This is a genomic window from Streptosporangium sp. NPDC004631 (genome assembly GCF_053601935.1).
In genome coordinates, this window is the sequence record NZ_JBSGCR010000013.1 from 24050 (window position 1) to 49995 (window position 25946).

General features: G+C 72.4%; 24 protein-coding genes and 1 pseudogene. 15 read left to right on the top strand and 10 right to left on the bottom strand.

The window, feature by feature from the left end; translation table 11 throughout:
* Positions 1-8 precede the first annotated feature (8 nt).
* The 4 genes from ACWEF2_RS15490 (at position 9) to ACWEF2_RS15505 (ending at position 4416) form a co-directional block, all read left to right on the top strand.
* Positions 9-755 (top strand): TetR/AcrR family transcriptional regulator, encoded by a 747-nt coding sequence (locus ACWEF2_RS15490; protein WP_453815649.1) that lies wholly within the window; start codon positions 9-11, stop codon positions 753-755.
* A 341-nt stretch (positions 756-1096) separates the two neighbouring features.
* A complete protein-coding gene (locus ACWEF2_RS15495; protein ID WP_453815651.1) occupies positions 1097-2926 on the top strand; it encodes an extracellular solute-binding protein in 1830 nt (609 codons plus the stop codon).
* Positions 2926-3660, top strand: coding sequence for a hypothetical protein (locus ACWEF2_RS15500; protein WP_453815653.1), 735 nt, complete (start codon positions 2926-2928; stop codon positions 3658-3660). Before ACWEF2_RS15495 ends, ACWEF2_RS15500 begins: the two co-directional genes overlap by 1 nt.
* Before the next feature lie 9 nt (positions 3661-3669).
* Positions 3670-4416 carry a PspA/IM30 family protein gene (locus ACWEF2_RS15505; protein ID WP_453815655.1) on the top strand — a complete coding sequence of 249 codons (747 nt, stop codon included), beginning with the start codon at positions 3670-3672 and terminating at the stop codon, positions 4414-4416.
* A gap of 82 nt (positions 4417-4498) precedes the next feature.
* On the opposite strand, the gene ACWEF2_RS15510 is transcribed toward ACWEF2_RS15505, so the two are convergent.
* The gene (locus ACWEF2_RS15510) at positions 4499-5023 is read right to left on the bottom strand and encodes a cysteine dioxygenase (RefSeq protein ID WP_453815657.1); all 525 of its coding nucleotides are present in this window, start codon (positions 5021-5023) and stop codon (positions 4499-4501) included.
* A gap of 75 nt (positions 5024-5098) precedes the next feature.
* Between ACWEF2_RS15510 and ACWEF2_RS15515 the strand changes: the two genes are divergently transcribed.
* The 3 genes from ACWEF2_RS15515 (at position 5099) to ACWEF2_RS15525 (ending at position 9094) form a co-directional block, all read left to right on the top strand.
* Positions 5099-5965, top strand: coding sequence for a LysR family transcriptional regulator (locus ACWEF2_RS15515; protein ID WP_355592112.1), 867 nt, complete (start codon positions 5099-5101; stop codon positions 5963-5965).
* A gap of 313 nt (positions 5966-6278) precedes the next feature.
* Positions 6279-7547, top strand: coding sequence for a LuxE/PaaK family acyltransferase (locus ACWEF2_RS15520; protein WP_453815660.1), 1269 nt, complete (start codon positions 6279-6281; stop codon positions 7545-7547).
* Complete coding sequence (locus ACWEF2_RS15525; RefSeq protein WP_453815662.1) at positions 7493-9094, top strand: acyl-CoA reductase; 1602 nt, start codon at positions 7493-7495, stop codon at positions 9092-9094. The genes ACWEF2_RS15520 and ACWEF2_RS15525 overlap by 55 nt, the downstream gene beginning before the upstream one ends.
* Here ACWEF2_RS15525 and ACWEF2_RS15530 read toward each other — a convergent pair.
* The 3 genes and pseudogenes from ACWEF2_RS15530 to ACWEF2_RS15540 form a co-directional block, all read right to left on the bottom strand.
* On the bottom strand, positions 9084-9980 hold the full coding sequence (locus tag ACWEF2_RS15530) for an alpha/beta fold hydrolase (protein ID WP_453815664.1): 897 nt from the start codon (positions 9978-9980) through the stop codon (positions 9084-9086). The two genes, ACWEF2_RS15525 and ACWEF2_RS15530, sit on opposite strands and share 11 nt — an antisense overlap.
* Complete coding sequence (locus ACWEF2_RS15535; protein WP_453815883.1) at positions 9977-10504, bottom strand: hypothetical protein; 528 nt, start codon at positions 10502-10504, stop codon at positions 9977-9979. The genes ACWEF2_RS15530 and ACWEF2_RS15535 overlap by 4 nt, the downstream gene beginning before the upstream one ends.
* 216 nt (positions 10505-10720) lie before the next feature.
* Positions 10721-10864 (bottom strand): annotated as a pseudogene (locus ACWEF2_RS15540) (Rieske 2Fe-2S domain-containing protein); the annotation flags it as partial.
* A 190-nt stretch (positions 10865-11054) separates the two neighbouring features.
* Between ACWEF2_RS15540 and ACWEF2_RS15545 the strand changes: the two are divergent.
* The 7 genes from ACWEF2_RS15545 (at position 11055) to ACWEF2_RS15575 (ending at position 18079) form a co-directional block, all read left to right on the top strand.
* The gene (locus ACWEF2_RS15545; protein WP_453815666.1) at positions 11055-11468 is read left to right on the top strand and encodes a hypothetical protein; all 414 of its coding nucleotides are present in this window, start codon (positions 11055-11057) and stop codon (positions 11466-11468) included.
* A gap of 43 nt (positions 11469-11511) precedes the next feature.
* Positions 11512-12402, top strand: coding sequence for a TOMM precursor leader peptide-binding protein (locus tag ACWEF2_RS15550; protein ID WP_453815668.1), 891 nt, complete (start codon positions 11512-11514; stop codon positions 12400-12402).
* A gap of 38 nt (positions 12403-12440) precedes the next feature.
* Positions 12441-13709, top strand: coding sequence for a YcaO-like family protein (locus ACWEF2_RS15555; protein WP_453815670.1), 1269 nt, complete (start codon positions 12441-12443; stop codon positions 13707-13709).
* Positions 13710-13754: 45 nt separating this feature from the next.
* Complete coding sequence (locus ACWEF2_RS15560; protein ID WP_453815672.1) at positions 13755-14549, top strand: SagB family peptide dehydrogenase; 795 nt, start codon at positions 13755-13757, stop codon at positions 14547-14549.
* Positions 14546-15958, top strand: coding sequence for a JmjC domain-containing protein (locus tag ACWEF2_RS15565; protein ID WP_453815674.1), 1413 nt, complete (start codon positions 14546-14548; stop codon positions 15956-15958). The genes ACWEF2_RS15560 and ACWEF2_RS15565 overlap by 4 nt, the downstream gene beginning before the upstream one ends.
* Positions 15958-16722: an SDR family NAD(P)-dependent oxidoreductase gene (locus ACWEF2_RS15570; protein ID WP_453815675.1), complete on the top strand. Its 765-nt coding sequence runs from the start codon at positions 15958-15960 to the stop codon at positions 16720-16722. Before ACWEF2_RS15565 ends, ACWEF2_RS15570 begins: the two co-directional genes overlap by 1 nt.
* Before the next feature lie 166 nt (positions 16723-16888).
* The gene (locus tag ACWEF2_RS15575) at positions 16889-18079 is read left to right on the top strand and encodes a cytochrome P450 (RefSeq protein WP_453815885.1); all 1191 of its coding nucleotides are present in this window, start codon (positions 16889-16891) and stop codon (positions 18077-18079) included.
* Here the strand turns inward: ACWEF2_RS15575 and ACWEF2_RS15580 are convergent.
* The gene (locus ACWEF2_RS15580) at positions 18049-19299 is read right to left on the bottom strand and encodes a flavin monoamine oxidase family protein (RefSeq protein WP_453815677.1); all 1251 of its coding nucleotides are present in this window, start codon (positions 19297-19299) and stop codon (positions 18049-18051) included. The genes ACWEF2_RS15575 and ACWEF2_RS15580 overlap by 31 nt on opposite strands.
* Before the next feature lie 35 nt (positions 19300-19334).
* On the opposite strand from ACWEF2_RS15580, the gene ACWEF2_RS15585 reads away from it, so the two are divergent.
* Positions 19335-20384, top strand: coding sequence for a hypothetical protein (locus ACWEF2_RS15585; protein WP_453815679.1), 1050 nt, complete (start codon positions 19335-19337; stop codon positions 20382-20384).
* Between the two features lie 36 nt (positions 20385-20420).
* Here the strand turns inward: ACWEF2_RS15585 and ACWEF2_RS15590 are convergent, their stop codons facing one another.
* The 5 genes from ACWEF2_RS15590 to ACWEF2_RS15610 form a co-directional block, all read right to left on the bottom strand.
* Positions 20421-20663: a hypothetical protein gene (locus tag ACWEF2_RS15590; RefSeq protein ID WP_453815681.1), complete on the bottom strand. Its 243-nt coding sequence runs from the start codon at positions 20661-20663 to the stop codon at positions 20421-20423.
* Positions 20656-21048, bottom strand: a complete 393-nt coding sequence (locus ACWEF2_RS15595) for a DUF1622 domain-containing protein (RefSeq protein WP_453815683.1) — start codon at positions 21046-21048, stop codon at positions 20656-20658. The genes ACWEF2_RS15590 and ACWEF2_RS15595 overlap by 8 nt, the downstream gene beginning before the upstream one ends.
* Before the next feature lie 57 nt (positions 21049-21105).
* Positions 21106-22656, bottom strand: coding sequence for an acyl-CoA synthetase (locus tag ACWEF2_RS15600; RefSeq protein ID WP_453815685.1), 1551 nt, complete (start codon positions 22654-22656; stop codon positions 21106-21108).
* Positions 22657-22954: 298 nt separating this feature from the next.
* Complete coding sequence (locus ACWEF2_RS15605) at positions 22955-23485, bottom strand: RICIN domain-containing protein (RefSeq protein WP_453815687.1); 531 nt, start codon at positions 23483-23485, stop codon at positions 22955-22957.
* A 214-nt stretch (positions 23486-23699) separates the two neighbouring features.
* Positions 23700-25898: an acyl-CoA dehydrogenase gene (locus ACWEF2_RS15610; RefSeq protein ID WP_453815689.1), complete on the bottom strand. Its 2199-nt coding sequence runs from the start codon at positions 25896-25898 to the stop codon at positions 23700-23702.
* Positions 25899-25946 lie beyond the last annotated feature (48 nt).

Sequence of the window (25946 nt, forward strand, 5' to 3'; positions counted from 1 at the left end):
GATCCGGGATGGGCACGACCGCGGACGGGGAGAACCACCGCCGGATCGGGACGGGCGGGGAGGCGCACCGGGCCGAGACGGGCAGAGGTGACGGCCGCCGGGCCGAGACGAGGCTCAGGCTGTTCACGGCGGCGGTGGAGGTGATCGCGGAGCAGGGCTACACCGCGGCCACGGTGGACGCGATCGCCGAGCGCGCCGGGGTGGCCAAGGGCACCGTGTTCTACAACTTCGGCAGCAAGGAGGCGCTCTTCGCGGCCCTGCTCGAACACGGCATCCAGCGACTCGCCGAGGCGCTGAGCAGGGCGGACACCGGCCAGGAGAGCGACGAGCCGGGAGAGACCAAACGGAAAGGGACCGGACGGGAAAAGAGGGGGCGGGAAGCGGACTCCCGGCGGACGGCACTGGACGCGCTCGACGCGGTGGTCATGGCGCAGTTGCGGTTCTTCGATGAGTACGGCGCGTTCGCCCGGGTGCTGCTCGCCGAGATGTGGCGTACGGCCTGGCAGGACGCGGTGGCCAGGCTGAGGGAGCAGGCGCTGGGGGTTTACGCGGGCGTGCTGCGCCGGGCGGCGGCCGAGGGCGCGATCCGCGCGGACCTGGATGTGGAGACCGCGGCGACCGCCGTGTTCGGCATGGTGCTGACAGTCTCGATCGAGCGCCGGGCGCTGCGTCCGGACCGGCCGATCGAGGAACTCCACGCCACCGTGGTCGACCTCATCCACGGACGGGTGTCCGGTCGGCCCTTGTCCTGGTAAATCGGTTCTTCCTACCATCGTGCGGTGGGCCACTCCCCGTACACCCCCCGAAATCCGGCATGGATCGGCACCCCGTCATGCGATAACCGGCTCCCCCACCCGGCCTCGCCGACGACCCCTGCCCTATTCTCCTGGCCGTGGGACCGGCCCGGCCCGGGGTGTGGGCCGGAGGCCCGGCCGGGCGTGACCGGCGACACCGGCGACCGGCCTGAACCGCCGGGCGGGATACGGTCACCCCGAATCGACCGGCTCTCCATCCGGATGGGTTCCGACTTCTGAACAGGCGAACTCTGGCGAGGGCTCATTCGTCGGATAAGTACCGACACCACCGGGAGGCTGGGTTGTACCAGGAGCCGCAGCGACGGCGCAGGAACTTCGCCCCGTTCATCATCGCGATCATTCTCGCCGGAGCCCTGATCGTCGGCCTGCGGCTGTTCGTCGGGAGCGCCTCGGGCAAGGAGCCGGACGGCACGCCGCAGGAGGCCGGACAGGCCAAGGCGTGTGACGCCGGCGGCGTCACACTGACCCTGGCCGCGTCGTCCGAGAAGGCCGAACTGCTGCGGAAGATCGCAGCCGGTTACAGCGGCCGGGAGGTCGGGGGACGCTGCGCGGACGTCGTCGTCCAGACCAAGGCCAGCGGCGGCGCGATGCAGGCGCTGGCCCGGGGCTGGGACGAGCGTCAAGACGGCCCGCGCCCCGACGTCTGGTCCCCGGCGAGCAGCGGCTGGGTCACCCTGCTCCAGCAGCGCACCTCGGCGGCCGACACCGGTTCCCTGGTCGCCGCGGCCAACCCGTCGATCGCCAAGACTCCGCTGGTCATCGCGATGCCCAAGCCGATGGCCGGGGCGCTGGGCTGGCCCGGCAAGAAACTCGGCTGGTCCGACCTGCTCGACCTGTCGTCCGGTTCCTGGGCCAAGTACGGCCACCCCGAGTGGGGCAGGTTCCGCCTGGGGAAGACCAACCCCAACTTCTCCACCAGCGGCCTGAACGCCACCGTCGGCACCTACTTCGCGGCCACCGGCCTGTCGGGGGACCTGTCGGAGCGGAACGTCGCCGACCCCAAGGCCAGGGAGTTCGTGCGGGGCGTGGAACGTTCGATCGTGCACTATGGCGACACGACGCTGACGTTCCTGTCGAACCTGCAACGGGCGGATGACGCGGGGGCGGGCCTCAGCTACATCTCCGCGGTGGCCGTGGAGGAGAAGTCGGTCTGGGACTACAACCAGGGCAATCCGACCGGCGACCCCCGGACTCTGGGCAAGCACGGCAAGCCCAAGGTGCCGCTGGTGGCGATCTATCCGAAGGAGGGCACGCTCTACTCCGACAACCCCTACGCGGTGCTGACCGCGCCGTGGGTGGACGACGCCAAGCGCCGGGTGGCCGCGGACTTCCTGTCCTACCTGCGGGCCGAGAAGCAGCAGCAGCGGTTCACCGAGTTCGCCTTCCGGTCCCACGACGGCAGGCCGGGCAGGCTGATCACCGAGGCGAACGGACTGCTGCCCGCCGAGCCGAAGGCGACGCTCAGCCCGCCCGCCCCGAACGTGCTGGACAAGGTGCTCTCCAGCTGGGCCGAACTGCGCAAGCCCGCGAACGTGCTCATGGTGATGGACGTCTCCGGTTCGATGGGCGCCACCGTTCCCGGCACCGGCAGGAGCAAGCTGGACCTGGCCAAGCAGGCGGCGATCAACGCGCTGCCCCAGTTCGGCCCGCACGACAAGGTCGGGCTCTGGTTGTTCTCCACCAGGCGGGACGGCGACAAGGACTATCTGGAACTGTCGCCGCTGGCCACCGTGGACGGCGCCCAGCGCAAGAACCTGCGGGCCAGGCTCGACGGGCTGACCCCCGACGGCGGAACCGGTCTCTACGACACCGCGCTCGCCGCCTACCGGCACGTGCGCGATCGGCACAGCGGTGACGCGATCAACGCGGTGATCTTCCTGACCGACGGCAGGAACGAGGACAACGACAGCCTCTCGCTGGAGAACCTGCTGCCCGGCCTGCGCGCCGAGTCCGCCGAGGAGTCGGTCCGGATGTTCACGATCGCCTACGGCCAGGACGCCGACCTCGGCGTGCTCAGGAGGATCTCCGAGGCGACCGACGCCGCCGCGTACGACTCCCGCGAGCCGGGCGGCATCGACCAGGTGTTCACCGCGGTGGTATCCAACTTCTGATGTCCCGCTTCGTTGAGGAACTGCGAGATCCGTGGGGTCTGCTGCTCGGCGCGACCGCGGGTGGCGCCGCGTGGGCCGTCGACGTGCACCCGGTCGCCGCCGGGTTCGTCGGGGTCGCCGTCTGGCTGACCAAGGCGGCGGCCGCCGCCGTCCAGAGCCGGGGCACCGGCCGCGGGGGGCCGGCCGTCGTGCCGGGCAGCCCGGAGGACCTCTGGCTGCGGCGGGCCCGCTCGGCGGCGCGGGGCTTCGGCGAGCTGAGCGCCTCGATGGGGTCCGGCCCGCTGGCCGAGCGGGTCGCCCTGATGCGCCCGCAGGTGGACGACGCGATGTCCACCCTGGAGCGGCTGGCCGAGCAGGCGTCGCTGACCGGCACCGCGCTCGCCAGGTTCGATCTCGACCTGCTGGGGCGGGAACGGGCGCGGCTGACCCGCGCCCGGAGCGAGGCCGGGCAGGGGCTGGTCCACGACCTCGATCGCGCGCTCGCCTCGCTGGCCTCCCAACAGGCCGTGGCCGACCGGCTCTCCGGAACCCGGGAGCGGGTGCTCGCCCGGATGGAGTCGAGCACGATCGGCATCGAGGAGCTCCTCGCGCGCGTGGTGGAGCTGTCGGCGATGACGGCGACCGGGGTGCTGGAGTCGCCCCGGGTGCTCGACGAGCTCGCGGACAACCTCGAAGGGGTCCGCCAGGGCCTGCACGAAACCGAACAGATCACGCGCGACGCGCTGGATCGTTAAGGAGCCCCCATGTTCAAGGTCATCCGCCGGGCCTGGCGTTACCTGGTCTTCGCCCTGTCGGGCCGGCTGGACGAGCTGTCCGATCCCCGGATCCAGATCGAGCAGGCCATACAGGAGGCCAAGGAGCAGCACCGGAGGCTGACCCAGCAGGCCGCCTCGGTGATCGGCAACGAACGGGAGCTGGAGATGAGGCTCACCCGCTCGCTGGAGGAGACCGGGAAGCTCCAGGCCAACGCCCGCCAGGCGATCCTGCTGGCCGAGCAGGCGAGGGCCGCGGGCGACGAGCGCAAGGCACTGTCCTACGAGGACTCGGCCCGCGCCTTCGCCTCCCGGCTGGTCGCCGCCGAGACCGCGACACAGGACGCCCAGCTCATGCACGAGCGGGCCGGGCAGTCGTCGGCCCAGGCCCGGGCCGCAGTCGAGAACAACGCGATGGCCCTGCAGAAGAAGATCGCCGAGCGGATGCGGCTGCTCTCCCAGCTCGACCAGGCCACGATGCAGGAGCAGCTGAACAAGGCCATGGGCGACCTGTCCGGCCTCGCTCCCGCCGGGGACACCCCGAGCATGGACGAGGTCCGCGAGAAGATCGAGAAGCGCTACGCCCGCGCCCTCGGTGAGGCCGAGCTGACCTCCAACTCCGTCGAGGCCCGGATGATCGAGGTCGAGCGGGCCGCCATCGACGCCGAGGGCGCCGCCCGCCTGGAGGCCATCAGGGCGAGTCTCGGCCTCGACGGGAAGCCGGAGGTAGAGCGCTGAGCCGCGACGCCGGGCAGCGAGCGGACGCGGGCAGCGGGCAGCGAGCGGATGCGGGACGCGGTCAACGGGCTGAACGCGGACCTCAGCGGACCGGGAGGTCGTAGACGCGGCGGATGCTGCTCGGTGTGACGCCGAGGTCGGCGCCGTAGATGTGCAGGGAGATCGCCGTGCTGTCGCCGGTGTTGTGCACCCGGTGGATGTCTCCCGGCGGGGCGAAGCCGCTGACCTCCCCGACCTGGTTGGCCGTGCGGCCGATCTCGGTCAGGTGGTCGGTGTCGAGACGGTAGAGCGTCTCGTACTCGACGCCCTGCAAAACTCCGAACACGCACCACGCGACGTGGTCGTGGATGACGGTCCGCTGGCCTGGCCGCCAGACCACGGCCACCACCGAGAAGGCGGCCTCGGCGTGGAGGGTGTGGCCGACGTAGTGGCCGGGGTCTCCGAGACGTTCCTCCTCGGTGAGGATCTCCGGGGAGGGCAGCCGCTCACGCAGCATGTCCGCCACGGCGAAGGCGGTCTCACGGGGGCCTGCGGAGCGGTCGGTCAGTGCCCGCACCTTCGTGATCAGCTCCGCCAGTCCGGGGCGGGCAAGCGTCGTGGTTCCCATGGGCCAAGAGTGCTTCACAGCGATACATAACGTCTAATGCCTATCTTCCCAGATATTCATAGATAATATTGATACATGCTTGATGTCGTACGGCTCCGCGTGCTCGCCGCTGTCGCGAGACACGGGTCGGTCACCGCGGCCGCCAGAGAACTGCACTACTCCCAGCCCTCGGTCAGTCACCACCTCGCCAAACTCGAAGCCGAGACCGGCGCCAAGCTGATCCAGCGGGTGGGCCGGGGCATCCGGCTCACCGAGGCCGGGCGTCTGCTCGCGGAGCGGGCCACCGAGATCGTCGGCCGCATCGACTCGGCGGCCGCCGAACTCTCCGCGCACGTGGGCCTGCGCGCGGGCCGGGTCAGGCTGGCCGCCTTCCCCTCGGCGCTGGGCACGTTCGTGCCCGAGGCGGCCGCCCTCCTCGCCAGGGAGCACCCCGGCCTGGAACTGCGCCTGACCGAGACCGAGCCGCCCGAGGCCCTGCGCATGCTCCGGGTGGGCTACGTGGACGTGGCGGTCGTCTTCCGCTACGACGACACGGCCCCGGAGGACGAGGGGATCCGGCTGCTTCACCTGCTGGACGACCCCAGCTACCTGGTCACCGCCGGTCAGACCGGCGAACTGCGCGCGCACCGCGACTCCCGATGGATCGGCGGCTGCGACCGGTGCAGAAGTCACCTGCTGGACCTGTGCGCCGAGGCGGGCTTCGAGCCGGAGGTCGCCTTCACCACCGACGACGTCGTCGCCGTCCAGGCCCTGGTCGCCGCCGGGATCGGGGTGACGGTCCTGCCCGGTCTGGCCATGCAGGCGCACCGCAACCCCAAGGTCAACGTGACCGAACTGCCTGGTTCGGTCCGGCAGGTCTACGCCGCCACCTACGGCGAGCCCCCCGTCCCCCCGGCCACCGCCGCGCTCCTGACCGCCCTGACCTCCGTAATGCGCCCATAACAGCGTCCTCCGACGGCGCCTTCGCCCTGCTCGCCTCGGCCCTGGCGGGCCGTCTGCGCCGCTCGGCCCGCGCCCGCCGCCGCCTGAACGTCACCAGCGGCGTGGTCTACCTGGGGCTGGGCGCCGTGACCGCGTTCACCGGTGAGAACACCGCCGCCCGAGCCTGACGGCGATCCCGCCCACCGGCATCCAATCTTTATCTGACGCTATAAACCATTAAATGGCGGCATTCAATGTCGCCCACCGGGAATACCGCACGTATTCTTCGCCCTACGCTCTGTTCAGGTCGCCGGAGAACGGCGACCATCGAACCGTGCCCGGTCCGAATCCACGGCTGACGGCCGTTCCCGATCTGCAGGCCCTGCTTGTCTGCGGCAGGCTCTGGTCCACGGGAGCCCCGATCGACGAGGAGGCGGTGGCCCGGCTCAGGGCGGCCGTCCTCATCGACAACCATCGTCGCTACGCCGCCACCATCCCCGCCTACGCCGCACTGATCGACGAGCCGTCCCCCACCGCGGCGGTCACCCTGGCCGACGTCCGCCGCCGGTTCCTGGTGACCGACGAACTCTTCAAGAGCTACGACCCGATCTGGTTGCGGGAGGCGCTGCCCGAGCTCTCCCGCTGGCTGGGGTCGATCTTCATCGAACGGCTCACCGACCTGGATCTCACCGCCGACGACGTCAACCAGTGGCGTGCCGCCCTGAAACGGCACGGGGTGTACGTCACGTTCTCCAGCGGCACCGGCGGGCGCCCGTCCCTCGTGCCGAGGGACCGCCTGACCCTCACCGCCCTGCGCGCCTGCTCCGGCGTCCGCCTTCCCTGGGCACTCCCCTCGGGGAGCTACGACTTTCTCCAGATGGTCACCCCCGGGCTGGGTCTCGGCATCCAGTCGGGAGCCACCGGCCTGGCCGCCGGGGCGGTACGCGTCCACCGCCTGCGGGCTACTCCGTTCGACCTCCGCTCCCTCGCGGGCGGAGCGGAACAGCAGGCCGTCCCCGACCACGACGCCGCGATCGACTTCCTGTCGCGGTCCGAGCGGCCGGTGCTGGTGTTCGGGACGCCCACGGAGGTGGCGGCCCTGGTCGGCCACCTCGCGTCCACGGACAGGCGGGTGCGGCTGCTCCCGGGCAGCCAGGTCGTCACCGGCGGCGGTTGGAAGGGCCGCACCGCGATCCGGCGGGAGGACCTGGTCCAGGAGGTGACCGACCGGCTCGGTGTCCCGCCCGGCCGATGCGTCGACACCTACTCCACCTCGGAGCTGAACACGGTCTTTTTGACCTGCGGCAACAATCGCTACCACATCCCCCCGTGCGTCGAGCCGCTCGTCGTGGACGACCTCCTGACCCCGGTCGAGGGCGACGACGTGGAAGGCAGGCTGGCCGTGCTGGATCCGTTCGCGCTCTCCTACCCGGGGTTCGTCGTCACCGGCGACGCCGTACGGCTCCGCCGCGACCCGTGCGGGTGCGGCCTGCCGGGACCGACCCTGGCCGCTCCCATCGTGCGCGCCGCCGGAGCCGGGGAGCGCGGATGCGCCACCGTACAGGAACCGGCGCGGGAGACGACAGGGGAGACGGCCCGGTGATGCTCGACGCCCGTACCGTGGCCGGGACGCAGATCGTCCGGCTCCCCGCCGTGGTGCGCGGGGAGGTGGTGATGCCGCCGTGGCCCAGGGTGGCCGACATCGGCCGGGCCGTCGCGGAGAGGGGGCCGCACCGCGTCCAGGGCCCGGCCGGCGAGGGCTGTCATCTGATCGGGCGGCCGGTGGTGGATCGCGACACCCTCCGGCTCACCGGCGAGACTCAGGTGCTCGTGCTGCCCGCCCCCGAGGCGCGCTCCCTGCTCGAACCCGACCCGGCGGGCGCGCTGCTGGAGCTGGCGCGCACTCCGGTGGCCGAGGTGCTCGCCTTCGTGGACGCGATCGGGGAGGCGCTGCGGTCCGGCTCGCGGGAGGCCCGCGAGGCGGGGGCGCTGCTGGCGGCCACCTCGCTGGTCACCGACCGCGCGCACCACGCCTTCCTCGCCCAGTTGCCGTCGCTCTTCGACGGCGCCGCCGTCGGCCGCATGATCGAGAGTGAGCTCGGGACAGCCTCGCTCGACGCCTGGCGGGAGGCCGGGGAGATGCCCGTTCCGGGAATGACCGCCCGCCTCGCCGGCCTTCACTGCGAGACGCCGCCGGCGCTGCGCGCGCTGCCCACCAGGCAGCTCCATCTGACCTCGGGAAACGCCCCCGTTGTCCCGGTGGTCTCGCTGCTGTGGGCGTGGGCGACGAAGGGGGCCTGCGTCGTCAAACCCGCCGCCGAGGCCGCCGCGCTCGTCGTCGCGCTGGGTACGGCCCTGCGGGACACCGATCCCGCCCACCCGCTGGCCAGGCACACGACGCTCGCCTACTGGCGGGGCGGCGACCGGGAGGTGGAGACGGCGTTGCTGGCCGACGGGGCCTTCGACCGGCGGGTCGTCTGGGGGTCGACCGAGACGATCCGCAGCGTGACGGCCCGCGGCGGAGGCACCGACACCGTGGTCATGGGGCCGCGTTTCTCACTGAGCATGATCGGGTCCGCTCTCATCCGGACGGATCCGGAGGGCGCGGCCCGCCGTGCCGCGGTCGACTCGCTGATCGCCAACCAGGCCGCCTGCACGTCCTCGCTGCTCCACGTCGTGGAGTGCGACGCCGCCACGGCCGACGACTACGCGCGCACCCTCGCCCGGGTGCTGGCCGAGTGGGACGCGGCGCTCCCGCACCGGCCGTCGCGGCAGGTCCAGGGGCACCTGGTCCGGCTGCGCAGAGGCCTGCTCGGCACCGGGCGCTGGCACGTCAACGGCGACTGGCCCGAGGTGTCGTCGGCGGTCGTGCGGGTCGACGGCGCCTTCGACCTCGCACACCACCCCGGCTCCCGGCTCGTCCTGGTCCACGCGGTCGACGACCTGCGGCGGGCGCTCCCCCTGCTGGGGCCGGCCGTCTCGACGGTGGGGGTGGCCCCCGAGGAGACCCGGCTCGCCCTGCGGGACGCCGTCGCCGCGTGCGGGGTGGACAGCGTCGTCCCGCTCGGCGCGGCCGAACAGGGGTACGCCGGGCGCCCGCACGACGGCATGCGGGTGCTCAACCGGCTGGTCCGGTGGGTCAACGGCTGACCCCCGCCAAAGGCGCGCCGGGAGGCTCGCCGGACTCGGCCGCGGCGAGGTGCGCGCCGATGACCTCCAGGGCCGCGCGCGGCTCCTCCAGCAGGACGAGGTGCCCCGTGCCGGGCAGGACGCGCAGGACACCTCGGGGGGCCGAGGCCGAGATCGTCTCGGCGCAGGCGCGGTGCGCCGGAATCTCTCCGTCGCCCACCAGCACGAGGAGGGGTGCCGTCACCGAGGCCAGCCGGGCGACCGGCTGCCGGGGTTCCAGCAGGGGGCGCATGCCGGTGCCGTCGAGCTCGTCCCAGGCGTGCCGTCCGATGACGGCGGCGAGCGCGGCGTGCGCCGCGGGACGCGCCGCGATCCCTCCGAAGATCGGTCGGCACGACATCCACAGCGCGGCCGTACGCGCCCTGGAGCCGGCACGCCGGTGCAGGAGCATCAGATCGAGGTAGTGGCGTTCGATCGCCCGCTCCTGCGGCCCACCCGCGTAGGACGGCGCGGCGAGCGTCCAGGAGGCGAACGCGTGCGGGTGGCGCAGCGCCATCTCCAGGGCGACGACGGTGCCGAAGGACAGGGCGACGACATGCCGGACGCCCGCCTCCAGCGCGCGGCGCACCAGCAGGTCGGCCAGGGCCGCGCGGTCCTCCCCGGCGCGCAGCGACCTCGACCCGCCGTGCCATGGAAGGTCGACCGCCACGTGCCGGTGACCCGGCAGATGCCGCCAGAGCGGCGGCCAGACAGCCGCGCTCATCGTGTAGCCGTGCAGCCAGAGCAGCCCGGTCCCCCGGCCGTGCTCGATGACGGCCAGGCCGTCCCAGTCGTCGCCCCCGGTGCCGGCCGGACCGTCCCCGTCACCGTTCTCGCCGGCCGCGGGGCCCGGCCGGTCGTCGCTCACCCGGCGACCCCGAACCGCCGGCAGTACGCCCGGTAGGTGCGGACGAGATCGTCGCCCTCGGTGTATCGGGGGACGACCGAGGTGTCGAGGTGCTCCCAGATCACCGCGTCCTGCTCGAACGCCGTACGGCTGCCGCTGACGAGTGAGGCCACCTCGCGGACGGTCGCGGGCCCGGCGGCCCGGCGAGTGGGCACGGCGACCGTCACCCTGACCACGGACATGCCGTCACCGGCCGGGGTGGCCGCGGTGATGACCACGTTGGGCTCGCCGGGTGATCCCAGCTCGGTGGCGACCAGGTTCGGGCTGAACACCAGGGCCCGGAAGCGCGCCGTGGCCGGATCACCCTCCGGCTCGCCCGTCTGCCAGCGGTTGGGGCGCGCCATGTCGAGGTCCCCCTCGACGCAGAGCACCCCGTTCCCGGCGGGGCGGACGCTCAGCCTGGGGCGCCGGTCGAGGCCGTGAACCGGGGCGAAATGGTCGGCGTCGAAGACGTTCTCGATGACGTATTCCGCCGGAACCTTCACGCGAAATGAGAACCCTGACACGATTCGGTGGCTTTTCTGAAGGCCGTCGAGGAACGTTTCAAGCCCGGTGTCGCACGACGGGTCGAGCAGCACGAAAAGGCCGCCGGCGCGGACCGTTGAACGGTGACGGCCGACCCGGAAACGCCCCCCTTTCTCCCCCCCAAGATGCACTCGATTTCCATGGAAGGGGCAGATAATTACATTTCCATCGACCTTTCCACCATACCCGAGATGAGCACCTCTATGTGGACATGTCGCATCGTAAACCCCCACGTCATCACCGCTTCTGACCGCGATCAGCGAATGGCCGGCGAGGTCGAGAACGGCGACGTCCTCACCGAGATCGGCGTCGAAGGCCACCTGCGTCCACCCCGAGGAGATCGACAATTCCCACCCCTTTCTATTGATCTTTCCATTGATCGTTTCTCCACTTAAAGATCACACTCGTCCCGCCGCGTAAAACAGTTGCACGAATGATTATTCGCCATTGCTTGTTAAGCTCCAAAAGTTTATGGTACAGGAACAGCCCCCAACCGAAAGAGGCTGATCGATGACCGAGAACAATCCATTCAAAGATCTCTCCGCGGGGCCGGAGGCGGCGGACGGGGACCCCCAGCGCGGAGAGAACCTCCGGCGGAAGCAGGAGCTCCGGACCATCAGCGACCTGGGCCTGGTGTCGCCCGAGGAGCTGGCGCAGCTGCCCAGGATCCGCGACCTCACGGTCCACGACCTTGAGGACCTCGCCTCCGAGTTCACCGGCATCCCCACCGGCAACGAGCGCGTCACCGCGCTGAACCTCAACGACCTGCAGGACCTGGAGGGCGTGTTCTTCGAGTTCAAGCGCTCCGTCGGCAGGGATGTCGCCAGGCACGGAGGCACGGTGAGAAGCGTCGACGTCTCGTGCTGCTGCTGCACCCCCTGCTGCTCCTGCGCGGCCGCCGACATGACCTACGCGGCCTCCTAGCGCCTTGGCGACCCAGGAACCGCTGAGCGCGCGGGAGCTCCAGGTGGCCCACCTGGGCCCGGACGAGGTCGTCGCGAAACGCGGGCTGACGGAGACACGGCTGACGGCCCCGGGGGTCGGCGCCCTGCTCAACCAGGTCGTCGCCCTCGCGGACGGATCGCGTTCGCTGGACGAGCTCGTCGACGCGTTCCCCCCGGAAGAGCGGGAGGACGCCCGCCAGGTGACCACCACCCTTCAGACGCGGGGCCTGCTCCGCGAGGACGTGGGAGACGATCCGGCGGCCCGGTTCTGGGCGAGCATGGCACGGCTGTCCCCGGACGGTCCCGGCGAGATCGCCAAGTCGGCGGTGCTCGTGGCCGGGGCCGGCCGGGTCGCCGACGCCCTCGCCCGGGCGCTGACGGCGTGCGGTGTGGGCCGGGTCTCGATCCGGCCCGCACCGGCGGCCGACGAGGACGGCTGGGATCTCTGGTGCGCCGCGGCCGACGGCCCGGCGGACCCCGCCCTCACCGACGTGGCGCGGCGCGCGCTGGACGCGCGCGCCGTCCTGCTGCCGGTCTGGATCGACGACCTCGTCATCCGGGTCGGCCCGCTCACCCATCCCTTCGACACCGCCTGCCTGCGCTGTCACCTCCTCCGCACCGACGCGAGCGACGTGTGGCGCGAGGCCCACGCGCTGCTGCGCGCCCAGCGGTCACCCGGCGCCGGATTCCTTCCCTCGATCTCCACGGTGGCGGGGGAGATCGCGGCCACCGAGGCCGTCAAGCACCTGACCGGGCTGCCGGTGACCGCGTGCGGTCGTGTCATCGAGGTCAGCCTGGTGCCGTTCCACTCGGCCGTCCGCCGGGTGCTGCGCGTCCCGCGCTGCCCCGACTGCGGCGGGACCGCACGGCAGAGCGCGCCCGTGATCGCTCACGGCTCCCAGCTGACGGAGTGACCCCGCCAGGAGAAGTGCCCCCGCCGGGAGAGGAGAAGATGGACCTGCTCGACCTATGGACGGATCTCGTGGACCCTCGCACGGGCATCGTCCGAGAGATCACCGAACTCCGGATCGACGATGACGAGCCACGCTTCGTCCACTACCTGTCCGAGGCCTGTTCCACCGAGGCCCTGGGCTTTCTGAAGAACTTCGGCAACAACGGCGGCGCCGCGACGGACCGGCGGAGAGCCCTGGCCAAGGCGGTCGGCGAGGCGGTCGAGCGCTACTGCTCGGCCTGCTTCTCCTATGACGACCTGCTGACCGCGGCCTACGACGAGCTCGACGGGCCCGCCACCCCACCGGACTCCTACGCCCTCTACCGCCCAGAGCAGTACGACGCCCCGGGCTTCCCCTGGCGGCCGTTCACCCCGGGGACGCGGGTGACCTGGACGCGCGGGCGCTCCCTGGTCAGCGGGGACGAGATCCTCGTCCCCGCCGCCTTCGTCTACGTCCCCTACCACTACCGGTCCGACACCGCGATCGCCCAGCCCATCTCCACGGGGCTCGCCTGCGGGTCCTCCCCCGAGGAGGCCACCCTGTCGGCCCTGTGCGAGGTCGTCGAGCGCGACGCGTTCACGCTCATGTGGCAGGGACGGCTGAGCCGCCCCCGGATCAGGCTGGACAACCTGCCGGAGTCCCTCGCCGACCTGGTGCGGCGCTTCCACGCCGTCGGGGCGGCGGTGCATCTGGTGGACATCGGCACGGACGTCGGCTGCCCGTCCGTCATGACGATCGCGGAGGGCTTCACCCGGACGTCGCCCGCGCTCGCCTTCGCCGCCGCCTCCCACCCGGACGCCGAGATCGCCTGCCGCAAGAGCCTGGAGGAGCTAGCGCACACCCGGAAGTTCTCCGTCCAGGTGATGGAGTACCTCCCCCCGGTCCCCGTCGAGGTGGAGGCCGGTCACCCCTCGGTCGACGGGCAGCGGGCCCATCTGCGCTACTACTGCCCTCAGGAGTCCAAGGAGTACGCCCGCTTCGCCTGGGACTCCGCCGAGGAGGTCGACCTGGACCTCTCCCCCGGCCGCGACCGCTCCCTCGGCGCGCTCGTCGCGGCGGTGGCGGCGACCGGCGAGGACGTGATCGCCTGCGACCTCACCACGCCGGACATCGCGGATCTCGGGCTGTCGGTGGTCCGCGTGGTCGTGCCCGGCCTGCATCCGCTGCACATGGGCCACTCCAACCGGGCGACCGGAGGGCGGCGCCTGGCCGCGCTGCCCGGCTGGTCCCCCGGCGACGACAACCCCCATCCCCACCCGTTTCCCTAGACGAGTTCCCCGATGTGGGAAATCCCCCGACGAGGAAGGGCCGCCATGCATCCGGTCGACGCGTTCCTGCTGGAGGAGGGCGAGGAGGCCGTCTGGGAGAGCTTCCACGAGAACTCCAAGACGACCAGGGCCACACCGCACCTGTACTTCGACCGGCACCCCTCCGACAGCGCGGTCGTCGCGATGATGAACGGGCTGCGCGAGACGAAGCCGTACCGCGACCGTCCCCGGATCGCCCTGCCGTACGATCTCCCGGCGTCGGAGGTCGGTCTCGACGAGGCGCTGACCGGCCGCGAGTCGGCCCGGGGGTTCGGTCCCGGCCCTGTCGGGCTGCCGGACGTGTCGAAGATCCTGCGCTGCGCGTACGGCGTGACGAGGTCCAACGCGGACGGCCGGTACCCTCGGCCGTTCCGCGCCGCCCCCTCCGGCGGCGCCCTCTACCCCCTGGAGCTGTACCTCTGGGCGCGCGACGTGTCCGGCCTGGTGCGGGGGCTCTACCACTACGACCCCGCGGCGCACGAGCTGCACGAGCTGGGCGCCTTCGAGGCCGGCGGCTGCTTCGTCCAGTCCGAGCTCGTCGCCTCGGCGCCGGCCGTGGTGCTGGTCTCGGCGGTGTTCTACCGCTCCGCCTTCAAGTACGGCGAGCGCGGCTACCGCTTCGTGCTCATCGAGGCCGGGCACGTCGTGCAGAACGCGGTGCTCGCCGCGTCCGGGCGCGGTCTGGCCTCGGTGCCCGTCGGCGGTTACTTCGACCGTGAGCTGGACGACCTGCTCGGCTTCGACGGGCTGCACGAGTCGGTCGTCTACTGTCTTCTCCTCGGTCCCCGGGAGCCGGAGTGACCGGCACGTGGCCGCTGACCGTCGCCGCCCCCGGACCCGCACGGCCGGACGCCTCCGCGCTGGCCTCGCTCGTGCACCCGCTCGACCCCGAGGTGTTCCGCACCGCGTACTGGCAGCGCAGGCCGCTGCACGTCCAGGGGCCGCCCGGCCGGTTCCACGACCTCTTCACCATGGCGGACCTGCGCGAGGCGATGGGCCGCCAGCGGGAGCTGGGGCTGCTCATCCGGGTCAGCGGCGACCGGGAGGGCGACGGGGGCGCCGCCGGGGCGCACGTCTCGGTGGAGGCCGCCGAGGTGGCCGGTCATCTCAGGAGCGGCGCCTCGATCTGTGTGGAACCCGTCGAGCGGGCCGCCCCCCGCGTCGCGGACCTGGCCACCCGGCTGAAAGCCGAGCTCGGCCACCACGGCGACACCGGCGTCAAGTGCTACCTGTCCCCGCACGGCTACGGTTTCAACACCCACTTCGACGCCCATGTCGTGACCACCCTCCAGCTGGACGGGCACAAGCGGTGGCGCCTGTCCCGGACACCGGGCGTCCCGTTCCCCCGGGGCAACGCCTTCGCCGACTCCGGCGGCGCCGTGCGCTACATCGGGCGCGCCCCCAGCTCGGTCCGCGCCTGGGAGCGCCCGGAGATCGCGCCGGAGACGTTCGCCGAGGTCCTGCTCGGCCCGGGGGACGTGCTCTGCCTGCCCGCGGGGACCTGGCACAGCGCGAAGGCGGTGGGGCACTCCCTCGCCGTCAACATCTCGTTCGCGCCGGTGGACGTCCTCGGCCTCCTCACCGGCGCCGTCCGGGCCCGGCTGGAGGAGCGGGAGGCGTGGCGCTCCGGGCTCCCGCTGGACGACGGGACAACCGCCGGGACGCCCCATGGGACGACCCGTGAGACGACCGGCTTCCTGGCGGACCGGCGGGAGGAGCTGATCGACGAGCTCAGGGCGCTCCCGCTGGACGACGGCCTGCTCGCGGCTGCGACCTCGGCCTCCCAGGGCAGCGCCGCCGCCCGGATGGCCGAGCGGACGCAGGGCGCCGACGACGCCTGCGACCGCGGGCTGCAGTGCGTGCTGACCGTGGCGAACGCCGAGGCCGCGGCGGAGTGGTACGGACGGATGCTCGGATGCCGTGTCCTGACCGCGATCCCGGAGTTCGGCTGGATCGAGCTGACGTCCCCGGTGCCGGGGGTGAGCCTCGGCCTGTCGGAGATCCCCACCCCCGGGGTGACCGGCGGAGCGGTGCTGGACTTCCGGGTGAACGACCTGGAGCGCACCCGCGAGCTGCTCGACCGCGACGGAACGACCCCGCCGACGAGGATGCGCGCCGTCGCGGGCGTCGCCCGCTTCCTGGAGGCCCAGGACATCGACGGCAACCGGCTGATGTTCTACCAGCCGGACGACGGTCAGGAGAGGATCTGATGGGCAGGCTGGACGACAGCGTCGTCATCGTCACGGGCGGGGCCAACGGCATCGGGCGGTGGTACTGCACCGCCCTCGTCCAGGAGGGCGCCCGGGTCGTGGTGTGCGACATCGACGGGGAGGGCGCGGCCGGTTTCGCCGGCTGGCTCAACGAGCGGGCGGGGGCGGACCGCGCGCACCCCATCGGGCTCGACGTGACCTCGCCCGAGCAGACCGCCGACCTGGCCGCCGCCGTGCTGTCCCGGTTCGGGGCCGTCGACGTGCTGGTCAACAACGCGGGCAGCTACCCGCACGTGGCCTTCGACGACATCGACCACGACGCCTGGCGGCGGGTGATCGCGCTCAACCTCGACAGCGTCTTCCTCTGCTGCCGGGCGGTGCTGCCGGTGATGAGGAAACAGGGCCACGGCGCGATCGTCAACGTGGCCACGAACCTGGTCTGGTCCGGGCTCGCCAACATGGCCCACTACATCGCGGCCAAGTCGGGGGTGATCGGGCTGACCAAGGCGCTCGCCCGCGAGTACGGCGAGCACGGGGTCCGGGTGAACGCCCTGGCGCCCGGGGCCGTGGTCCCCGACCTTCCCGACCGGCCGCTCACCCCGGCGGGGCAGGAGACCGTGGAGGAGATCCTGCACTACCAGTCGGTGAAACGGCACCAGCACCCGCGCGACCTCGTCGGCGCCATGCTGTTCCTCTGCTCTCCGGACTCGGAGTTCATCAGCGGCCAGGTGCTCACGGTCGACGGCGGCCTGACCATGCACTGACCCGTGGGGAGAGGGCCGCCCCCGACGACCCCGGAGGGCCCGGACGAGCGGACCGGCACGGACGGCCTCTTCCGCCCCCGTAGGCGGGGGCGATCCCCCGGCCGGCCGTACGGGTTCCCGCTCCACCGCCGGTCGCCCGCCAGAGGAGGACTTCTCGTTGACACGGATGACACGGCCCGGGTACGACCCCCGCGCCCCGGAGATCCACGCCGACCCCTACCCCGCCTACCGCGCCCTGCGCGAGCACGACCCGGTTCATCTCGTGCCCGGGGCCCGGCTCTGGTTCCTGACGCGGCACCGGGACTGCCTCGCCGTACTCTGCGATTCCCGTTTCTCCGCTCGGCAGGGGCAGCGGTTGCGGCAGCGCCACACCGCGCTGCCCGTGTCCATGCTGAACACCGACCCGCCCGACCACACGAGGCTCCGGCGGGCCGCCGCCCCGGCGTTCCGGCCACGGGCGCTGCGCGAGCACGAGCGCTGGCTCGCCCCGCTGGTCGGCAGGTGGGCGCTGCGGGTGCGCGAGGCGGCGCGCGCCGGCCGGGAGACGGATCTCGCCACCGAGTTCGCCCGCCCGCTGGCCGTCCGGGTGCTCGCCGGTTTCCTGGGGCTGCCTGACGACGACCTGGCCGACTTCGACGGCTGGGCGGACGCCGTCGCGGGCAACCTCGACCCCTTCGCCGATCCGGCGCATCCCGGGGAGGCCGCTATGTCGGCGATGCACGACCGTTTCGCCGACCACCTGTTCGCCAGGATCGCCGACCCCCGCCCGGACGCGTTCACCGTCCTCGCGCGAGGACACGTCGAGGGGCTGATCGCACCGGCCGAGGCCATGTCCACAGCCGGGCTCCTGGTCGTCGGCGGGGTGGAACCGCTGGGCGACATGATCACCAACGCCGTCGCCGCCCTGCTGGCCGCACCGGGCCGCTGGGGCGACCTGGCGGACGCCGATCGGCCGTCGGCCCGATCGTCGGTCAGAGGCGCGGCCGAGGAGTTGCTGAGGATCGACCCGCCCATCCAGTTCACCGCCCGCACCGCCGGGGAGGACCTCGTCATCGGCGGCCGGTCGATCCGCCGGGGCGACGGCGTCGTGCCGCTGCTCGGGGCGGCCAACCGCGACGGCGCGAGGTTCTCCGACCCCGACCGGCTCGACCTGGGCCGCCGCGTCAACCCGCACCTGTCCTTCGGGGCCGGGCGGCACGCCTGTCTGGGGGCGCCCCTCGTCAGGCTGTTCGCGCGGCTGCTGATCGCGGCCGTCCACGGGTGCCCGGTCGAGCCGGCTCCGGGTGCGGCGGCCGCGGTCCGCCGTCCGGGCACCGTCCCCCGAGGCTACGCGTCCCTGCCGCTGCGCTGGTCATGAGGTCCACCGGACAGGCTGAGCGCCACCTCGGCCGCCGCCCTCCCGCCGCTGGCCAGCGCCCCCTGGACCAGGCCGCGCAGGCCCGCCTCGGCCGACGCCTCCCCGGCGAAGAAGACGGTCCCGCCAAGCCGCGCGGCCCACTCGGCCGAGGCCGCGCCCACGCCGGCCACCGGCACGCTGTAGGCGCCGCGGAACCACCGGTCACGCCCCCAGTCCAGGACGAGCACGTCGTCCAGGTCCCCCAGCCGGGGGCCGAGCGACCTGAGGAGGCCGGACTCCCAGCCCCGCCGCCTGACCAGGCTCGCGGAGGGGCCCTTGACGTGGCCGGTCACGACCCGCGAACCGGCCCGGCCGGTCCAGAGACCGCCGGGCGGGTCGGCCAGCAGGAGCCACTCCGAGCGGGCCACCGGCCGGGCGGTGACCAGGACGACCGCGACGGCGTCGCACGAGGCGAGCACGGCGGCGGCCGCCACCTTGGACGGGGGCAGCGGCGGATCGAGGCCGAGACCTCCGCCGGCGACCACCGGCGGGGGCGGGGTGACCACGGCCGCACGCGCGCGGACCGTCCCGGAGGCGGTCGCGGCCTCCACGCCGTCCCCGCCCCAGCGCAACCGCTCGACCGGGGAGTCCGTACGGATCTCCAGCCCCCCGGCCAGCGCGTGGACCACCCGGTCGAACCCGTCCACGACCACGCGTTCGCCGCCGCGCCCCCCGCCGTGGTAGGTCATGGCCGTCTCCGTCAGGTCGAGCAGCCCCGGGTCCTCCCCCACCACCTGTTCCATCCAGCACCGCGCGAGCGCGCGGGCGGGCGGGGCGAGGCCGGAGAGCGCCCGATCCACCGTGCCGGAGCGGGGCGGCGAGGCGTAGAGGCCGTCCTCCGCCGTCCACGGCAGCGGCCGGACCCGGGCGGCGAGAGCGGCGGCGTCGTAGTGCGCGCCGCCGGAGACGACCACGAACTCGGCGCCCGTCCCCATGGGGGCGGTGCCGATCCGCGCCTCGCGGAGCAGGTCGTCGAAGGCGTCGCAGCCGACCGGGTGCACCACCTGGGCGCCCAGCTCGACCGGGCCCGCCGCCCCCATCCGGAGGGTGCGGACCCTGCCGCCGATCGCGCTCCGGGCCTCAAGCACCACGACGTCGAACCCGCCCGCGGAGAGCTCACGGGCACAGGCCAGTCCGGCGACACCGGCCCCGATGACCACGACGTCGGCTGTTTCGGCCATCAGCGCGCTCCCCACCTGCCCCCGAGGAGACACCCATGGCCTCCATGGACCCCACCGCGACAACGCGGCTGGCCGCCGCGTTCGGCGACCTCGCCGTACGGCTCGGCGTCCGCGACGACGCCGGCGCCACGGCGGCCGAGCTGCTCCGGATCACCGGGGAGCCGCGCCGGCACTCCATTCTCACCGACTCCGCCGTGCCGGTTGAGGTTTCCCTGAAACTCGACGAGCGGGGCGTCCCCACCCTGCGCTGCGTCATCGACATGGTGGAGCATCGCGCCGGAGACTGGGAGCACTCCCTGACGCACGCCCGTTCCGTCACCGGATGCTCCACCGCCGAACAGGCCGCCCGGCTGCTGGAGCTGTTCCGGACGCACCTGGCCGGCGCCCCCGCCGACCTTCCGGCTCCGCTGATGCTCGGTCTGGGCTACGGGGCGGAGGGCCGCAGGCGCGGAACGGTCTACTTCAGGACCGGCTGGCTCGGCCCGGACGAACTCGCCGCCAGGTTCCCGCTGCGGACGGAGTCCCTCGGGGAGGCCGAGCGCCTGCACGGCTGCCGGCTTCCCGGGGCCGTCGAGGTGATGGGATACGACCTGGTGGGCGGCGAGCTCACGGCCTGGAAGACCTACAAGTGGCTCCCGGTGGATCCCGGACGCGCCTTCGGCGACCGTGCCGGGACGCACCCGGATCTGCTCCCCGCCAGGCGGTTGCACGACCGCTTCGTCGGCGTGTCGAGGCCCAGACCCGCCGACCGGTCGCTCTTCCTGCAGTTCTCGCACGACGGGGCCGTGACCCGGCAGAAGGTCTTCTTCTTCTGCGCGGCGTGGGGCTGGGACCGGCCCGAGGGGCTCGCCGAGCTTCTCGGCTTCCTGCAGCGGACGTCCGGCCACGACCTCGGCCCGCTCCTGCGGCTGCGCGCGGCGATGGCGGCCCACGGGGCCGGGGTCAGGCTGGGCCTGATCGCGGTGGGCGGCGCCCGCCGGCGCCCCTCCCTCACGTTCTACTTCTGGCCCGTCGGGGATCCGTCACGCTCCGCCTCCGGCCGGCCGGGAGACTCCGCCGGGAGGAGCGCCCCTCCCGGCTTCTGACCGGCCGCCGACCCCGCGGAGGCAGGCGGTCGGCGGTCAACGCGGCCGGAGGAGGAATCCCGCGGCGACGACCTTGCGGATCACCATCGTGACCGCCGCCACCAGAATCGCCGCCCAGGTCTGCGCCTGGGAGAGGCGGAGCAGGCCCGCCGCGAGGAGAAAGTCCAGCAGCACGCCCATCGCGGCCTTCGGGCCGCCGCCGAGCAGCAGGAACGCCAGCGCGGCGGCCAGTCCCATGACGCCGACCAGGGGGACGGCCGTCCGGATGAGTTCAGCCATCCCCGGCACCGGCCGTGGACGGCGGCCGGGAGTCGCCCACCGTGCGCCTCTCCCGCTCGATCTCCCTGCTCAGGAAGTAGTTCAGCGCGGTGCGGATGGCCGCGATCGCCGCCAGCTGCCCGATCTGTGTGAAGCTCGGGGCGATGGCCGTACGCAGCACGTCGCCGGCCAGCTGGAACTCCAGGCCCAGTGCGAGGAACCGTCCCAGGAACAGGCGCACCGCGATGAACCCGGTGTCGCCCTGCCGCCGTACCGCGACCGTGAGGAAGCGCGCGAAGGCCGCCGCCGCCCCGACGAAGATGACGATCGCCCCAGCTGCCTCGACCAGGCGGACGAACAGGTCGACGACCTCCCGGAGAGCCTCCTGGGACAGGAGATCCACCATGTGCTGCTGTTACCCGGTGACTCATCGGCCTAAGCGGTGCGGACGGTGCGGCCCCGGTCAGATCACCCGGTCCCGCCCCTCCCAGTACGGGTCGCGCAGCCGGCGCTTGAGGAGTTTGCCGTTGGGCTCGCGCGGCATCTCCTCGACGAAGTCGATGGACCTGGGCCACTTCGTCTTCGACAGGCGGCCCCTGAGCGAGTCGAGGAGCTCGGCGGCGAGCTCGGGCGAGGCCGCGACGCCGGGCGCGGGCTCGACCACGGCCTTGACCTGCTCGCCCCACTCCTCGTCGGGGACGCCGAACACCGCCACGTCGGCGACCTTGGGGTGGACCGTCAGCTCGTTCTCGATCTCGGCCGGGTAGATGTTGACCCCGCCCGAGATGATCAGGTCGGCCTTGCGGTCGCAGAGGAACAGGAAGCCCTCGTCGTCGAGGTAGCCGATGTCGCCGACGGTGAAGTGGTCCTTGAGGCGGCCGGCCTCGGTCTTGGCCCGGTCGCCCTTGTACTCGAAACCGGCGCCCGTCATCCTCATGTAGATCGTGCCGTGGGTGCCGGCCGGGACCGGTTTCAGGTTCTCGTCCACGACGAGCAGCTCACTGACCGGCCAGGCCGTGCCGACCGTGCCGGGATGCCTCTTCCAGTCCTCCGGGGTCGCGATGGTGCCGCCCCCCTCGGTCGCGGCGTAGTACTCGTAGACGCAGTCTCCCCACCACTCCAGCATCGCCCGCTTGACCGGCACCGGGCAGGGCGCGGCCGCGTGGATCATCCATCTGAGCGAGGAGAGGTCGTAGCGGGCCCTCACCTCGCCGGGCAGGGCGAGCAGCCGCTTGAAGTGGGTGGGGACCAGGTGCGAGCTGGTGACGCGGTATCTCTCGCAGAGCCTGAGCGTCTCCTCGGGGTCCCATCTGTCCATGTAGACGAGCCGGTGGCCCATGTGCAGGGCCGTACCGCCGAACTGGCTGACGGCGGTGTGGTAGTTCGGCGAGGTGACCAGATGGGTGTTCTCCCCGCCCGGAGTGACGCCGAACATGCCGAGCAGGAAGGTCGCCCGCTCGGCCGCGTCGTCCGGGTCCAGGCCGGTGAGCGCCCGGCGCACGCCCTTGGGCTTGCCGGTGGTGCCGGAGGTGTAGTGCATGGCGGCGCCCGCCGTACGGCCGGCGGGGGTGGTGGCGGGCTGCTCCCGGGTCAGCTCCACCTCGGCGCGCACCCCCTCGACCCGCCCGAAGGCGAAGACGCGGCCACGGTCGAAACCCGTCTGGGTGACGGCGCGCAGACCTTCCCGCGCGTGGCGCTCGTCGACGAAGAAGGCCCGTGCCTCGCTGTCGGCCAGGATGTAGCCGATCTCGGAGCCTGTCAGATGCCAGTTGACCGGGGTGTGGTACCACCCGGCCTGGAGTGCGGCCAGATGGAGCACCAGCCCGTCCGAGCCGTTGGGGACCAGCCCGCAGACGCCGTCTCCCGGCCTGAGTCCCAGCTCTCGCAGGCCGTGCACGAGGCGGTTGGCACGGGCCAGGAGGTCGCCGGCGCGGTGTTCCGTGCCGTCGGGGTCCACGGCGGCGATCCAGTCGGGGTCCGCCTGCGCAAGCCTCCAGAAGCCGAGCGTGCCCATCGGAAATCCTCTCTGCCGGAAAGGCTCCCGAACCGCCGAAGTGAATCACGTTACTGGTATCACAGCGGACTCCGACGGCGCAGGAAGGTCAGAACAAGAACTTGTTCTCCCCCGCAAGGGCAGAGTAACTCTCCCGAGACATGCCAAGCAATCGCTTGATTACGGTCATGGAGAGGGCGTGGTTCCGGCTGCCCCCCTGCCTCATGTGCGGGTTTCGCGGGGCTACCGGAGGGCGCCGGCGGGGCGCCGCGACCGTCCGGGCCGGACGCCGCGGCACCGCCGGGCACGACCGTCCGGGTCAGGCGAGCTTCCACTGCTGGTCGTACTGGGAACCGCACTCCCACTGGATGACGGAGGCGCCGTTGTGGGAGCTTCCGCCGTACACCGACAGGCACTTGACGCTGTGCCGGGCGACGAGGGCGAAGAAGCCGTCGTTCTTCTGCACGAGCTTCCACTGCTGGTCGGGCTGGGAACCGCAGTCCCACTGGACGGCGAAGGCGCCGTTTCTGACGCCGCCGTCGGCGACCGACAGGCACTTGCCGCTGTGGGTCGCCCGGACGTGGTAGTAACCGCCGCCGATCGAGATCAGCCGCCACAGCTGGTCGGGCTGCGGACCGCAGTCCCACTGGATCACCGAGGCGCCGTTCCTGGTGCTTCCGGCGGAGATCGCCAGGCACCTGTCGCTCTGGCGGGCGATGAGGTTGGCGGTGAACGCCGTCGCGGCGCGCGGCACAGGACCGTCAGCCCCCTCGGCGGGCACGACGGTGAGCGGGCAGGCGAGCAGAACGGCGGCGAGGGCTACGCTGCGACCAGCGCGAATGGGTGTCATCGGGCCTCCTGAGACGCTCCTGAAAGATCAACATCCCTTTCGTAGCACGGAGGACGGAACGCGCCGGGAAGTAACACCGCGTAGTTGAAGGTGTGAAGACCGTTCTTGGAGGTCCGGCGGTAATCGCCGTGAAATCAACGGATAACGCTGACCCGCGGCGACACGGAACCCACCGTAGGACCGAGATTTTCGCGGAACCCGGAATCCGGTGGACTCACCTGCCCGGTTCGGGGTCGCGGGGCAGGCCGAGCATCCGCTCACCGATGATGTTGAGCTGCACCTCGGTGGTGCCGCCGTAGATCGTCATGGCGCGGGTGGCGAGCACGGCGCGGTTCCAGTAACCCGCGTCGCCGAGCCCCGCGTCGGCGGCGACCACGGCGGAGGCGCCCAGCAGCCCGACCGCGCACTCCGCGACATGCTGAGCGTGCGAGGTGGACAGCAGCTTGCGGACCGAGGCGTCGGCGCCCGGCTCGGCGCCGGTCAGCTGCTTCAACGTCACCCGCAGGCCGAGGGTGTCGATCGAGTGCCCCTCGCAGACCACGCCGGCCAGTTCCCGGCGCTCGGCCCCGGTCAGCTCGCGGCCGAGCCGACCGACCAGCCCGAGCAGGTCGGGGACCGACGAACCGGTGCCGCCGGAGCCCGAGGAGAGCGAGACCCGCTCATTGGACAGGGTGTTGCGGGCCACCTTCCAGCCCTGCCCGACCTCGCCGACGACCAGTCCGTCCGGGACGAACACGTCGTCGAGGAAGACCTGGTTGAAGATGCTCTCCCCGGTCATCTCGGTCAGCGGCCGGACCGTGAGGCCCTCGCTCCTCATGTCGATCAGGAAGTAGGTGATGCCGTCGTGCTTGGAGCCCGCCGAGGAGTTGCGGGCGACACAGATCGCCCACTCGGCGACCTGGGCCATGGAGGTCCAGACCTTCTGGCCGTTGAGCCGCCAGCCCCCCTCGACCTTCTCGGCCCTCATCTGGAGCGAGGCGAGGTCGGAGCCGGCGCCCGGCTCGGAGAAGAGCTGGCACCACATCAGCTCACCGCTCAGGGTGGCGGGCAGGAAGCGCTCCTGCTGCTCGGGCGTGCCGTAGGCGACGATGGACGGCACCACCCAGGCACCGATGATCATCTGGGGCGGCCTGATCCGGGCGGCCCTGAGCTCCTGGAGGATGAGCACCTGCTCCAGCGGCGTGGCGTCGCGCCCCCACGGCCTGGGCAGGTGTGGCATGACGTAACCGGCTCCGGCCAGCGCCCGCCGCTGCTCCACGCCCTCCAGGGCGGCGATCTCGTCGATCTCGGCCCGGATCCGCTCACGGAGCGCGGCGGCGTCCTCCGGCAGCTCGATCTCCATCACCCGGCTCACCCCGCTCAGCGCCAGCGAGGCGACCGAGTCGGCCCACTCGGCGGAGGAGCCGAGCAGCGCGCGCAGGGTCAGCGCGCGGCGGTAGTAGAGGTGGGCGTCGTGCTCATAGGTGTAGCCGATGCCGCCGAAGATCTGAATGGCGTCCTTCGCGCACCGCACCCCGGCGTCGGGGGCGACCACGCCCGCGATCGCGGCGGCGTAGGCCGTCTCGTCCCCGGAGGCGCGGGTGGCGTCCCACACGGTGGCGCGGGCCTGCTCCAGCGCGACGAGCATCCGGGCCGCCTTGTGCTTGACGCCCTGGAACTGCCCGATCGGGCGGCCGAACTGCACGCGCACCTTGGCGTACTCCGCCGCGGCGGTCACGCACCACGACGCGACGCCCACGGCCTCGGCCCCGAGCAGGGTCGCGGCCAGGTCGCGCACCCCGGACCGCTCAAGGCCGTCCAGGATCCGGGTCGCGGGTACGGCCACCGCCTCCACCTCGATCCTGGCCACGCCACGGGTGACGTCCAGCGACCTGACAGGGATGACCGTCGCCGCGGAGGAGTCCACGGCGACCCACTCCTCCCCCGCCTCGGTGCTCACCGGGAGCACCAGGATGTCGGCGAGCGCACCGCCCAGGACCGGCTCGGCGACGCCGCCGATCGTGAGCGTCCCGTCCTCGCCCCGGGTGCCGGTGATCGAACCGGACAGCGCGACCGCGCCGGTCAGCGTGCCGTCGGCGAGACCGGGCAGGAGTTCGGCGCGGGCCTTGCCGTCACAGGCCAGAATCACCGCACCGGCGAGGACCGTCGGCAGGTAGGGGCCGGGGGCGACCCGCTCGCCGAGCGCCTCGACGACCACGGCGACCTCCAGCAGGCCGTATCCGCTGCCGCCGTACTCCTCCGGAAGGTGGAGTCCGAGAAGTCCCTGGTCCGCGAGGCCGGACCAGAAGCCGGGGCGCCGCTCGTCCTCGGCCGCGACCGCGGCCCGCACGACCTCGGACGGGATGTTCCGCTCCGCCCAGCCGGCCACCGACTCACGGAGCGCCTCGTGCTCCTCGCTTAACCCGATCGCCATGACAGCCTCCAGCCAGGGTCCAGTAGTAGAACCATATTCTGGAACCCG